Annotated in this window: 13 protein-coding genes; 12 read left to right on the top strand and 1 reads right to left on the bottom strand. The window is 60.8% G+C overall.

Going from position 1 to position 12,962, the window contains the following annotated elements; all coding sequences use genetic code 11:
* The first annotated feature begins 3 nt into the window (after positions 1-3).
* From EKH79_RS06225 to EKH79_RS06200, 6 genes are all read left to right on the top strand, one after another.
* Positions 4-537 carry a DUF2059 domain-containing protein gene (locus EKH79_RS06225; protein WP_126672898.1) on the top strand — a complete coding sequence of 178 codons (534 nt, stop codon included), beginning with the start codon at positions 4-6 and terminating at the stop codon, positions 535-537.
* A 142-nt stretch (positions 538-679) separates the two neighbouring features.
* Positions 680-994 (top strand): 50S ribosomal protein L21, encoded by a 315-nt coding sequence (rplU, locus tag EKH79_RS06220; protein ID WP_126672897.1) that lies wholly within the window; start codon positions 680-682, stop codon positions 992-994.
* Between the two features lie 19 nt (positions 995-1,013).
* Positions 1,014-1,271 (top strand): 50S ribosomal protein L27, encoded by a 258-nt coding sequence (gene rpmA, locus EKH79_RS06215; protein ID WP_126672896.1) that lies wholly within the window; start codon positions 1,014-1,016, stop codon positions 1,269-1,271.
* A 334-nt stretch (positions 1,272-1,605) separates the two neighbouring features.
* The gene (gene cgtA / locus EKH79_RS06210; RefSeq protein WP_126672895.1) at positions 1,606-2,682 is read left to right on the top strand and encodes an Obg family GTPase CgtA; all 1,077 of its coding nucleotides are present in this window, start codon (positions 1,606-1,608) and stop codon (positions 2,680-2,682) included.
* A gap of 82 nt (positions 2,683-2,764) precedes the next feature.
* On the top strand, positions 2,765-3,820 hold the full coding sequence (locus EKH79_RS06205; protein ID WP_126672894.1) for a glycosylasparaginase: 1,056 nt from the start codon (positions 2,765-2,767) through the stop codon (positions 3,818-3,820).
* Positions 3,820-4,554 (top strand): copper homeostasis protein CutC, encoded by a 735-nt coding sequence (locus EKH79_RS06200; RefSeq protein ID WP_126672893.1) that lies wholly within the window; start codon positions 3,820-3,822, stop codon positions 4,552-4,554. Before EKH79_RS06205 ends, EKH79_RS06200 begins: the two co-directional genes overlap by 1 nt.
* Positions 4,555-4,647: 93 nt before the next feature.
* Here the strand turns inward: EKH79_RS06200 and rpsT are convergent, their stop codons facing one another.
* Positions 4,648-4,911: a 30S ribosomal protein S20 gene (rpsT, locus tag EKH79_RS06195; protein WP_126672892.1), complete on the bottom strand. Its 264-nt coding sequence runs from the start codon at positions 4,909-4,911 to the stop codon at positions 4,648-4,650.
* Positions 4,912-5,079: 168 nt separating this feature from the next.
* On the opposite strand from rpsT, the gene EKH79_RS06190 reads away from it, so the two are divergent.
* The 6 genes from EKH79_RS06190 to EKH79_RS06165 all read left to right on the top strand — a co-directional run bounded on the left by EKH79_RS06190 (position 5,080) and on the right by EKH79_RS06165 (position 12,790).
* Positions 5,080-5,481, top strand: coding sequence for a hypothetical protein (locus EKH79_RS06190; RefSeq protein WP_126672891.1), 402 nt, complete (start codon positions 5,080-5,082; stop codon positions 5,479-5,481).
* Between the two features lie 134 nt (positions 5,482-5,615).
* The gene (murJ, locus tag EKH79_RS06185; protein ID WP_199754190.1) at positions 5,616-7,208 is read left to right on the top strand and encodes a murein biosynthesis integral membrane protein MurJ; all 1,593 of its coding nucleotides are present in this window, start codon (positions 5,616-5,618) and stop codon (positions 7,206-7,208) included.
* Between the two features lie 16 nt (positions 7,209-7,224).
* Positions 7,225-8,178, top strand: a complete 954-nt coding sequence (locus EKH79_RS06180; RefSeq protein WP_126672889.1) for a bifunctional riboflavin kinase/FAD synthetase — start codon at positions 7,225-7,227, stop codon at positions 8,176-8,178.
* Positions 8,179-8,684: 506 nt separating this feature from the next.
* Positions 8,685-11,549: an isoleucine--tRNA ligase gene (ileS, locus tag EKH79_RS06175; RefSeq protein WP_126672888.1), complete on the top strand. Its 2,865-nt coding sequence runs from the start codon at positions 8,685-8,687 to the stop codon at positions 11,547-11,549.
* 172 nt (positions 11,550-11,721) lie between these two features.
* Positions 11,722-12,219 (top strand): signal peptidase II, encoded by a 498-nt coding sequence (lspA, locus tag EKH79_RS06170; RefSeq protein WP_126672887.1) that lies wholly within the window; start codon positions 11,722-11,724, stop codon positions 12,217-12,219.
* Between the two features lie 175 nt (positions 12,220-12,394).
* A complete protein-coding gene (locus tag EKH79_RS06165; RefSeq protein WP_126672886.1) occupies positions 12,395-12,790 on the top strand; it encodes a hypothetical protein in 396 nt (131 codons plus the stop codon).
* The last annotated feature ends 172 nt before the right edge of the window (positions 12,791-12,962 follow it).

Genomic DNA, 12,962 nt, shown 5'->3' with positions numbered 1-12,962 from the left:
GACATGGCGGTAAGCAAGCGGGTGATGGGCGTGGGACTTTGCGTGGCACTGGCGTCCGGATCGGCCATTGCCGCACCGCCGAGCACGGAGAAGGTGCAGCAGCTGATCGAAATGATGGGCGTGCCGGCGCAGTTCACCGACATGAACAACCAGATGACCTCAATGATGAGCCTGCAATTTCCTTGCGTGGACGCGAGCTACTGGCAGACCTACATCGACAAGAACGGTCAGGCCCAGCTCGTCCAGGCGATGATTCCTGCTTACCAGCACCACTTCTCGGCCGAGGACGTCGACGGTCTGATCAAGTTCTATAAGACCCCGCTCGGCCAGAGACTGGTGAGCCAGATGCCAGGCACCATGACCGAAGCCGCCCAGGCCGTCCAGCAGTGGGGCCGTCAGCGGACCAGCGAGATGTTCGCGGAGCTGCAGAAATCCGGAAAACTGGACGCCCAGGGCAGGTGCCCGGCTTCGACTTCCGGCGGTAGCACCGGCAGCCCGGGGGCACCTTCGGGTGGCGGTTCGCCGAGCCAACCCTGAGGCTGAACGGGTTGCCGGACGCCCTTTTCGTGCACTGGTCACTTGTTGACCAGAAAAGCGCCTAGTCGATATAATCCACAGTTCACTGCGCCCGAATAGGTCGCGGTGAACCCAAGAGAATAACGACAGAAGGGCTATTGCCATGAGTTATGCAGTCATCAAGACCGGCGGCAAGCAGTACCGCGTCCAGCAGGGCGATGTCCTGCGCGTGGAACTGCTGAACGCCGAAGAAGGCGCCAATGTGAAGTTCGACCAGGTGTTGCTGGTCGGCTCCGGTGAAACCATCACCGTCGGCGCACCCACCGTGTCCGGTGCCACCGTGAGCGCCACCGTGCGCAAGCATGGCCGCGCCGACAAGGTCCGCATCGTCAAGTTCCGCCGCCGCAAGCACTACAAGAAGCAGCAGGGACACCGTCAGCATTTCACCGAAGTCGAGATCACGGGCATCAACGCCTGATTAGCCGGAGTAAAGAGTCATGGCACATAAAAAAGGCGTAGGTTCATCCCGCAACGGTCGCGATTCGAACCCCAAATACCTCGGTGTGAAGGTCTACGGTGGTCAGGCCATCGAAGCCGGCAACATCATCGTGCGTCAGCGCGGCACCCAGTTCCATGCTGGCACCGGCGTGGGTCTGGGTCGTGACCACACGTTGTTCGCGCTGGTCGACGGCAAGGTCGAGTTCAAGGTCCGCGGCGAGAACAATCGCAGGTACGTCAACGTCGTTAAGGGTTAAATCCTTTCCGACGCGATAGCGAAGGCCCCGCCTGGCGGGGCCTTTGTTTTTTGTAGCGCTTCTTCGGACACGCCGCGGCTCGTAGTGCCGCTGCACCCAGCGAAGTCACGTCGTCATTGGCCGGCTCCGCCGTTGAAAAGCGCTTCGGCGCAGGCCGGAATCCAGTGACCTCAGTAGTGAATCAAGTGTTATCGCCAGATTGCGCGCCTTCGCGGCCTGCCATCTCGCGACGAGGCACCAACCCTGCGATAACGTCACTGGATTCCAGCCTGCGCCGGAATGACGGTGTGGCAAGATCGCTTATCCCCACTGTTCCCCAACTCCGGCCTATCCCATGAAATTCGTCGACGAAGCGATCATCAAAGTCCACGCGGGGGACGGTGGCAACGGCTGCATCAGTTTCCGCCGCGAGAAGTTCATCCCGTTCGGTGGTCCGGATGGCGGCGACGGTGGCACGGGCGGTTCCGTGTGGCTCGTTGCCGATGAAGGCCTCAACACCCTGATCGACTTCCGTCACCAGCGCAGCTTCAAGGCACAGCGCGGACAGAACGGCATGGGCAGCGACATGTACGGCAAGGGCGGCGAAGACACCACCATTCGCGTACCGGTCGGAACCGTCGTGACCAACGTCGATACCGATGAGCAGATCGGTGATCTCACCTCGCACGGCCAGCGTTTGCTTGTGGCGCAGGGCGGCAAGGGTGGCCTGGGCAACATCCACTTCAAGAGCTCGGTCAATCGCGCGCCGCGCAAGTCCACGCCCGGTACGCCCGGCGAATTGCGCGAATTGAAGCTGGAACTCAAGCTTCTCGCGGACGTCGGTTTGCTTGGATTTCCCAATGCAGGCAAATCCACATTCATTCGTGCCGTATCGGCTGCAACGCCGCGCGTCGCGGATTATCCGTTTACGACGCTGCATCCCAATCTGGGCGTTGTGAGCCTCGGCACGGATCAGAGCTTTGTGATTGCCGACATTCCCGGCCTGATCGAGGGCGCTGCAGAAGGTGCGGGTTTGGGCATTCAATTCCTGCGTCACCTCGCACGCACACGTTTGCTTTTGCATCTGGTGGATGTCGCGCCGATGGATGGTTCCGATGTCGTCGAGCAAGTGCATGCCATCGAGCAGGAACTGGAGAAGTTCGACCCCGAACTGCTCGGACGCCCGCGCTGGCTGGTGCTCAACAAGGCCGACGTGTTGCCCGAAGACGAGCGTCAGGCCGTCGCGGAAGACATCGTCAAGCGTCTGGGTTGGACGCAACCGTGGTTTCTCGTCTCGGCGATCGCGCGCGAAAACACGATGGCCGTCTGTCAGCAGGTGCAACGTTTCTTCGAAGAGCAGAAGCAGGCACGCGAAGGCCGCAACGACATGCTGCCGGGCGACGTGCGTTTGCGCGGCGAAGATCACAACTAGGACGATCTGCAGGGTCGCCTGATCGCGGCGCATCGTTCATCATGTGACCTTTGCGGCCGCTGGCCGCTGTTTGGAGGCCTTGATGAGTAATCGCCGCGACTTTCTTAAAACCACTTTGCTCGCCACATCAGCGCTGGCCGTCGTGCCGCGCATTTCGCGCAGCGCCGCACAAATGAGTGGCTCCGTTCCTGGAAATGTCGGCGCGCGCGTTGTGTCGACATGGGATTTCGGCGTTCCCGCCAATCAGGCTGCCTGGACGGTGTTGGGTCCCGGTGGCAAGCCACTCGATGCGGTGGAAACGGGTGTGCAGGTGCCCGAGTCCGATCTGAACAATCACAGCGTCGGCCGAGCGGGCTATCCGGACCGCGACGGCAAAGTTACGCTGGACGCCAGCATCATGGATGGCGACGGCCGCTGCGGTGCGGTCGCGGCGCTCGAACACATCGGTCACCCGATCAAGGTGGCGCGCAAGGTGATGGAGAACACACCGCACGTGCTACTGGTCGGCGATGGCGCGCTGGAATTTGCGCTGCAACAGGGTTTCACCAAGGAAAATCTGCTCACGCCCGAGTCGGAAAAAGCGTGGCATGAGTGGTTGAAGCATTCCCAATACAAGCCTGTCGCCAACAGCGAAAACATCGACTACCACCAGGCGCAGCAAAGCCTTGGATTGCCGGGCGGGAAGAACAATCACGACACCATCGGCATGCTTGCTGTCGATGCCAACGGGCGCCTCGCCGGCGCATGCACCACCAGTGGCATGGCGTGGAAGCTGCACGGGCGCGTGGGCGACAGCCCGATCATTGGCGCCGGTTTGTATGTCGATAACGAAGTCGGTGGCGCAACGTCCACGGGCGTCGGCGAAGAAGTGATTCGCAACGCGGGTAGCTTTCTCGTCGTCGAACTCATGCGCCAAGGTCGCAGTCCGCAGGAGGCGTGCGAAGAAGCCGTGCGGCGCATCGTGAAGAAGCGTCCTGATGCTGCCAAGGAATTGCAGGTCGGTTTCCTGGCCTTGCGGCGCGATGGCGAGTGCGGTGCGTACGCTATCCAGAAAGGTTTCACTTACGCTGTGTGCGACGCGCATAAGCAGGATCTTCTGCTGGCGTCGCCCAGCGTTTATCAAACGACATTTAGCTGATGACCACGCCAATCACACTGGAAATTGCAGCCGGCTCACTCACCTCCGCGCAAGCCGCGCAGGAAGGTGGTGCCGATCGCATCGAGCTATGCGGCAGTCTTTCTGAAGGAGGCATTACGCCTTCTTACGGCGTCATTGCCACAACACGCGATCACGTGCGCTTGCCCATCTACGTGCTGATTCGTCCGCGTGGGGGCGATTTTCTGTATGGCGATGCCGAATTCGATGCCATGCAGCGCGACATCGAAACCTGCGCGCGTCTTGGTTGTGATGGCGTGGTGGTTGGCGCGCTCACGGACGATGGCGCGGTCGATCCGCGCTGTCACGGGCTCGTCGCTGCGGCAGGGAAAATGGGTGTGACCTTCCATCGCGCATTCGACGCGAGTGCGGACTTGCAACGTTCGCTGGAAGACGTCGTAGCGCTTGGCTGTGAGCGAATCCTGACGTCCGGCGGCCGTGCGAATGCGTTGCAGGGCGCGGATGTGATTGCGGGATTGGTCAGACATGCGGCTGGCCGCATCGCGATCATGGCTGGGGCGGGTATTCGCTCGGGGAACGTGGTCGATATCGCCCGGCGAACCGGTGCGCATGAATTTCACGGCTCCGCGCGGGGTGTTCAGCCCTCGCGGATGCGTTACCGCAATCCGGCGCTGCAGGATCTGTCGCCCCATACGGACCAGACGAATGTGGACGAAGTGCGTGCCATGAAGAAGCAGCTGCTGGCGCTGCGCTGATCGCCGTGCGCTGCGAGGCGAGGCCGCAAACGCCGGAGACGAAAAAGCCGGCGTTTCCGCCGGCTTTTCGACAACCCGTTTGGACGCGGAAGCTTAAGCCAGCTCGTGGATCTTCGCGTTCAGGCGGCTCTTATGACGAGCAGCTTTGTTCTTGTGGATCAGGCCGCGAGCGGCATAACGATCCATGACCGGCTGGGCAGCAGCAAAAGCGGCTACGGCGCCGTTCTTGTCCTTAGCCTCAATGGCCTTGACGACCTTGCGCAGGGCGCTGCGCACCATGGAACGGGCGCTGACGTTGCGCAGGCGGCGCTGCTCGGACTGGCGCGCGCGCTTCTTCGCGGACTTGATGTTAGCCAAGGTAGAACTCCGGAATTGCTTTGGGTTGGAGAAAGACGCCGATTATGGCTTCAATTTCCCGATGGGTCAAGCGGTTGGGCCGCTTCCGATGGCCCGTTGCGGGCTATTTTCGCTCATTTGGGACCAGAAGTCTCAGAATGGTTCCGTCTCTGTGCTGGAGTCGGGCCCGTGAAGCGTTTCGGAGGTTTACGAAAACTGCTTTTCATCCATGGGCTGGCGACGCTGGCCGCGGTGGTTGGGCTCACCGTCTCGCCAGCGGCGATACCCGCAGTGGCCGGTATCCATCTGGACCCCGGTTCTTATCTGATGGCCTATTTGCTGGCTGGTGCGGAGTTTGGCCTCTCGTTCCTGTCGTTTGGCGGCTGCCGCCTGACGGATGCGCGCGGCCTGCGGCTGATTGCGTACAGCTGCATCGTTTTCCACGGAACATCGGCGCTGCTCGAGGCCTATGTCGCCTATGGGCAGCGAGAAAACACGGTGCTGTGGATCAACATCGCGGTCCGCATCGTCATCATCGCGCTGTTCGCCTTTTTCGCTCGCCCGGCGGCCAAATCGGCATCCGAGTCGTAAATCGGGGTTATGCATCCGATTTCCGCCAGATCAGTGACCATTGCAACACCTTCGGCGACTGTCAAAATCCACGCCTGCGCAACGCGCCGTGCAAAGTCATTGAAGAAGTCGGGAGAGGCATGAAGTCGCCAAGCTTGTTACGCGGGCTGTTGTCGTTCAGCAGCATGACGATGGTGTCGCGCGTGCTTGGGCTGCTGCGGGATATCTCGATCAGTCACGTCTTCGGCGCTAACGTGGCGACCGACGCGTTCTGGGTGGCGTTTCGCATTCCCAACTTCATGCGCCGTATGTTTGCGGAAGGCTCATTCTCTACCGTCTTCGTGCCGGTGTTTACGGAAGTCAAAGAGAAGGGCACTCACGAGGATTTGAAGCGGCTGACGGTGTCGGTTGCAGGCACGCTCGGCGGCATATTGCTGGTGATCACGGCCATCGGTGTGTTGTTCGCGCCGCAAGTGACGACGATATTTACACCGGGCGCTATCGACGAACCGCACAAGTTCGCGCTGACCGTCGAACTGTTGCGGCTCACCTTTCCGTTTCTCTTGTTCGTGTCGCTGACGGCGTTATCGGGCGGTGTGCTGAACAGCTTTCATCGCTTCGGACTGCCAGCGCTCACGCCAGTGATCCTCAACCTGTGCATGATTGCTGGCGCATGGTGGCTATCGAAGCATCTGCAAACACCGATCCTCGCGATGGGCTGGGCGGTGTTCGCAGCGGGCATTTTTCAGGTGATTTTTCAGCTGCCTGCATTGCGGCAGCTTGGCTTGCTCGCATGGCCGCGCTGGGGCTGGAATCACCCTGATGTACGCCGGATCATGAAGCAGATGGTGCCGACATTGTTCGGCTCATCGGTGTCGCAGATCAATCTGTTGTTCGACACGGTGATCGCATCGCTACTGATTTCCGGTTCGCAGACATGGTTGTCGCAAGCGGATCGGTTTCTCGAATTGCCGCTCGGCGTGTTTGGTGTCGCGCTGGGTACGGTGATTCTGCCGTCGCTGTCGCGTCATCACGTGGCGACCGATCACGAAGGTTTTTCCAAGGCGCTCGATTGGGGATTGCGCATAACGCTGTTGATTGCCGTGCCTGCCATGTTCGGCTTGATGCTGCTTGCCGAACCCTTGGTGGCCACGCTATTTCAGAATGGCCAATTCACGCCGTTCGACACGCGCATGGCCACACTCTCGGTGACGGCGCTGAGTTTCGGTGTTCCTGCTTACGCACAAGTGAAGGTGCTGCTGCCCGCTTTCTATGCACGCAAAGACACGCGCACGCCGGTTCGTGCTGGCGTTGCGGCGTTGATCACCAACATGCTGCTCAACGGCCTGTTCCTTGTGCTGCTTTATGCGCTGTGGGCGCCGCCGGCATTGAAAGCGGGGCCGCTGTTCGAAGGTCTGTCGAAGGTGCCGGGGCTGCACTTGGCACTGGGCATGGCGAGCGCCGTTGCCAGCTACGTCAATCTGCTGCTGCTATGGCGCTGGTTGGGGCAGGCCAATATTTACGAGCGTCAGCCGGGATGGCGGCGTCATCTGATCCGTCTGGCACTCGCTTGCGCGGCGATGACGATCGTGTTGCTGCTCGGCCGCTGGTATTGGCCGGACTGGACGCAGATGCACGTGATCGGACGCGTATGGCGGCTGGCATTCCTTGTCGGCGCAGGCGGTGCGACGTATGTGGCGGTTCTGTTCGCCACCGGCTTTCGTCTACGCGAATTGCACCACGCTTGAACGCTATACTGGCGCGATGATGAAACTGTCCCGGGACGTTGCGGGGCCGTGTGTGGCCCCCGGCGGCAGTGTGATTGCGGTCGGCGCTTTCGATGGTCTGCATCGCGGTCACCAAGCCTTGCTCAATCAGGTGCGAGAGCGCGCGCAGGCGCTCGGCTGTATGCCTATCGTGGTGAGTTTCGAGCCGCTGCCGCGAGCGTACTTTTCGAAGGAGCCGGTGCCGCGGCTGTCCAGCGTGCGCGAAAAGTTGCTGGGCTTTGCGGCTTCCGGCATGGAGCACACGCTGCTGCTGCGCTTCAACCAGGCGCTGACTGCCATGTCGGCGGAAGATTTTATCCAGCGCGTATTGATCGAGCGATTGAATGTGCGTGAGGTATGGGTCGGGGCGGATTTCCGTTTCGGCCACAAACGCGCGGGCGATGTCGCGATGCTGGAACGTGTCGGCGCCGAGCGCGGTTTCGCCGCGCACACGATGCCGGTGGTGTTGCTCGACGGCGAACGCATCTCCGCCAGCCGCGTACGTGCCTTGCTCGCCGCCGGCAATTTTGGCGCGGCCGCACCCTTGCTCGGGCGTCCCTTTGTCATGGAAGGCAAGGTCGAATACGGCAAACAGCTGGGCCGTACGCTGGGTTATCCGACCGCCAACATCCATCTGCGCGATCGGGTGACCCCCGTGCACGGCATTTTTGCGGTCCGGGTGGGGCTGGGCGAGGGTGAGTGCAGTTGGCCCGGCGTCGCCAGCCTCGGCACGCGGCCGACGGTCAACGAGGTCGTCGAGCCCTTGCTGGAAGTCCACCTGTTCGACTTCGACGGCCATCTGTACGGCCAGCGCATGGCGGTGGAATTCGTCGCCAAGCTCCGCGACGAGATGAAATTCGACGGATTGGACCCATTAAAGGTACAAATGGATCATGATGCGCGTTCGGCCCGGGAGATCCTGGGCATGAACCCGGTACTGATCGGCGAGTAGAAGGCGAGCCCCATGGCGAAGAAAAACCTGCCTGTTCTATCTGATACGACCGCAACAGCGGCCGTGGCGATCATTATTATTTGAAGCACCCGCCGAAGCGCGTGCGTCTGGGGTGACCTAGGCACGCATTCGTAGTCGTCATGACTTCTGAAAGCGCCGCGGGGTGTGTCGCGCGGCGCAGGGAAGACTGGCTGTCTTTCCAAGCCGTGAGGCGCAGCCCGCGGCGCTTTCAGAAGTCACCCGAAGGGCCGGCTCTGTTTGCCCGCATCTCTTCGGGGCATCGGTTCGACAGACAGCCAGTCTGCCTTCACCGATGCCCCTGTGATCTGCGGACAAACAGAGCCGGTGCCGACCACGAATGCGTGCCTAGGTCACCCCTGACCGCCGCGCGCGGCGAGCAAACGTAAGACGCTTCGGTTCCTCGGGTGATGCTCGGTTATCGAAGCGGGAAGAACGACCGGCGGTGCCGTCACGGTGATGGCATCCCATAGCACGGCGCCCGAGCGATGACCCAGGACTACAAGAGCACCATCAACCTGCCACAGACCACCTTTCCGATGCGCGGGGATCTCCCCAAGCGCGAACCGGGCTGGCTGGCCGATTGGGAAAAGGCAGGCCGCTACCACCAGATTCAGGCGAAGACCGCAGGGCGTCCGATCTTTCTGCTGCACGACGGTCCGCCGTATGCGAACGGCGCGATCCACATCGGGCACGCGGTCAACAAGATTCTCAAGGACATCGTGGTCAAGTCGAAGGTGCTTGCGGGCTTTCACGCACCGTATGTGCCCGGCTGGGATTGCCACGGCATGCCGATCGAAATCCAGGTCGAGAAGCAGTTCGGCAAGAACCTTCCCGCTGCCGAAGTGCAGCGCAAGGCACGCGCGTACGCGCTGGAGCAGATCCAGACACAGCGCGCGGACTTCAAGCGCCTGGGTGTGCTCGGCGATTGGGATCGTCCCTATCTCACGATGGATCACACCAACGAGGCGTCGGAACTGCGCGCGCTCTCGGAGATGTTGCGCAAGGGCTACATCTATCGCGGCTTGAAACCGGTCAACTGGTGCTTCGATTGCCGTTCGGCGCTGGCCGAAGCGGAAGTCGAATACGAAGACAAGACCGACATCGCGATCGACGTGGGCTTTGCGTTCGATGATCCGGCCGCGGTCGCCAAAGCATTCGGGTTGGAGAAACTTCCCAAGCCTAACGGCATGATCGTGATCTGGACGACTACGCCATGGACGATCCCCGCCAACCAGGCGCTCAACCTGCATCCGGATTTCAGCTATAGCCTCGTCGATACGACGAAGGGCTTGCTGATTCTCGCCACCGAGCGCGTGGAAGAGTGCCTGAAGACCTACGGTCTGGAAGGCCATATCGTCGCGTCTGCACCGGGCAGCGCACTTGGCGACTTGCGCTTCCGTCATCCGCTTTACAACGTCGATCCGGGTTATGCGCGCTTGTCGCCGGTGTATTTCGGCGATTACGTGACGCTGGATACCGGTACCGGCATCGTGCACTCATCGCCTGCTTACGGCGTGGAAGACTTCCTGTCGTGCAAAGCGCACGGCATGAAGGACGCGGACATCATCAATCCGGTGATGGGCGATGGTCACTATGCGTCGACGCTGCCGCTGTTCGGCGGCATGTTCATATGGAAGGCGAATCCGAAGATCGTCGAAGCGCTGGATCAAGCCGGTTCGCTGTTGCATCAGAACAAGTACACACATAGCTACATGCATTGCTGGCGCCACAAGACGCCGATCATCTATCGCGCCACGTCGCAGTGGTTCGCGGGCATGGATGTTGTGCCCAAAGATGGCGGCAAGACGTTGCGTGAGACAGCGCTCGACGGTATCGAGGCAACACGCTTCTTTCCGGCGTGGGGCAAGCAGCGTCTGCATGCGATGATCGCCAATCGCCCGGACTGGACATTGTCGCGTCAGCGTCAGTGGGGCGTGCCGATGGCGTTCTTCGTGCATCGCGAAACCGGCGAGCTGCATCCGCGCACACCGGAGTTGCTGGAAGAAGTGGCCAAGCGCATCGAGCAAGATGGTATCGAGGCATGGCAGAGCATCGAACCCGGCGATTTCCTCCCTGCCGACGAAGCAGCGCAGTACGAGAAAAATCGCGACACGCTCGACGTGTGGTTCGATTCGGGCACGACGCACTGGCACGTCCTGCGTGGTTCGCATGTCGATGTGTCGACGTTCCCGGCCGACCTCTATCTGGAGGGTTCCGATCAGCATCGCGGCTGGTTCCATTCGTCGCTGCTTACGGCCTCGATGCTCGATGGCCAGCCGCCGTACAAGGAGCTGCTCACGCACGGTTTTGCGGTGGATGGACAGGGCCGCAAGATGTCCAAGTCGCAAGGCAACGTCGTCGCACCGCAGAAGGTGATGGACACGCTCGGTGCCGACATTCTGCGCCTGTGGGTCGCTGCAGCGGATTACCGCAACGAAATGTCGGTGTCCGATGAAATCCTCAAGCGCGTTGCCGATGCGTATCGCCGCATCCGTAACACAGCACGCTTTCTGCTCGGCAATCTGGATGGGTTCGATCCGGCCAAGCATCTGGTGCCGGTCGAAAGCAGCGTACTGCTCGATCAGTGGGCCGTGGGGCAGGCGTACGAAGTGCAGCAGGCCGTGATCGCCGCTTACGAACGCTACGATTTCCCCGAAATCGTTCAACGCGTCCAGAACTTCTGTACGAACGAGATGGGCGCGTTGTATCTGGATATCACCAAGGATCGTCTGTACACGATGCCGACCGAAAGCGTCGGCCGCCGCAGCGCGCAGAGTGCGATGTATCGCATTCTGGAAGCATTGGTGCGTTGGTTGGCACCGATCTTGTCGTTCACGTCGGAAGAAATCTGGCAGCTCATGCCGGGTACGCGTGGCGAAAGCGTGTTGTTCGAAACCTGGTATGACGGTCTTGAGAATACGCAAGGTTCGCCCGAGCAGCGTCGTTATTGGGCCGATCTGTTGGCCATTCGCGACACGGCTTCGCGTGTACTGGAAGACATGCGCAAGGCCGAACGCATCGGTGCTGCGCTTGAGGCGAAGCTCGTCTTGCACGCCGACGCTGTCATCACTGCGCGTTATGCAGAAGCGACAAAAGCGGACGAAATGCGTTTCTTCTTCATCACGTCCGACTTCAGCTTTGCACCGTTGCAGCCACGACCCGATGACGCGGTCGCCGTTGCGCTGGAAGATGGGGCGGCGTACGTCACCGCGAGTGTGAGCAGTGCTGCGAAGTGCATCCGCTGCTGGCACCGTCGCGATGATGTCGGCAGTCATCCGGATCATCCGGAAATCTGCGGGCGCTGCGTGAGTAATGTGGAAGGGCCGGGCGAAAACCGTCACTGGTTCTGAGCTTTCGCTTTGCTCCCCTCTCCTCCGGGAGAGGGGCTGGGGGTGAGGGTTCGGGCAGCGCGCGATGATGATCTCTTGCAGTGAAATTCATCGCAGTGCTTCGATCGGACCCTCACCCCAACCCCTCTCCCGAAGGGAGAGGGGCTTTTATCGGGAATCTTCGAGAATAAAGATGCAATCCAAACCCAACGCATTGCCCTGGCTGCTGGTTTCCGTGCTGGTCATCCTGCTCGATCAGCTCAGCAAATGGTGGGCGCTGACGACGTTGCAGCCAGCTGGCGTCCCGCATCCGGTCATTCCCGGATTTCTTAACTGGACGCTCGCCTTCAACACTGGCGCTGCTTTCAGTTTCCTCGCGCAAAGCGGCGGTTGGCAGCGTTGGTTCTTCGTCGGATTGGCCGTCGTCATCAGCGTCGCGTTGATCATCTGGCTCGCACGCACGGCACGACGCGAATGGCGTACGGCGTTGCCGCTTGCGATGGTGATTGGCGGTGCGCTGGGCAATCTTATCGACCGACTGCATGCTTCGCAGGTCACCGATTTCATCCAGGTCTATTACCACGACTGGTACTACCCGACGTTCAACGTTGCCGATAGCGGCATCTGCGTAGGCGCCGTGTTGTTGATTTTTTTCGGCTTGCGTCAGTCGGCGCCGAACAAGGCATCGTGAATATTTGATCGCCGCGCCACGCGCGAACTTCGGAAAGGCCTGCCATCGCGCAGGCCTTTTTATTCGCATGAACGCCGCACCGTTTTATTTGCGGTCTCTTTACGCCGGGTTTCCACCGACGGCGTATACGCATAGGGGGCGTGCCCGTTCTTCGTCCGGCTCGAAGGAGGCGTTTATGCGTTGCCGTCTCGTTGGTTGTTGCCTCGGTCTGGTTGCGATATTGCCGCTTGGCGCCGCGTTTGGCACCGCAACGCTCCGGCCCGGTCCGCGTACGACTTATGTGCTGGCGGCCATCCTCGACGTATGCATGAAGACGCACCCTGATCTGACGGACCAGGGGCTTCGCGCGTACGCCAACAGCGTCGGACCGTACGTCAAAGAAGCGCGCGATTACGTCAGGCAGCACCCTAACGCGGCTTATGATGCGCAGTTCAAGATTCCCAATCTGGGCATCACGCAGGCCCAGCTGGACGACATCTGTCCAAAGCTCGCCAGCGCCGGCTGGCCGATGCGTCGCCAGGGGATCGTCAACTGGCAGTTTCGCCAGGGGTATGTCGAAAACATCTGGTGACGTGACACCTAACCCCTACGAATCATGCGCCGCCGATCTCTTCGCGTGGCGGGGGCACTCTTTGTCGCAATAGGACGCGTACGGGCAGTCAGTGCCCGGCGGAGTAGCCGCCTTCAGCCCGCCGAAAGCCTCGCAGACCACGTTCTGATCACCCTGGTGGGCGATCGCCGCG

This window comes from Dyella dinghuensis, from assembly GCF_003977615.1.
In the GTDB taxonomy this organism is placed as follows: Bacteria; Pseudomonadota; Gammaproteobacteria; order Xanthomonadales; family Rhodanobacteraceae; genus Dyella_B; species Dyella_B dinghuensis.
This window is presented reverse-complemented; position numbering and strand designations above follow the sequence as displayed.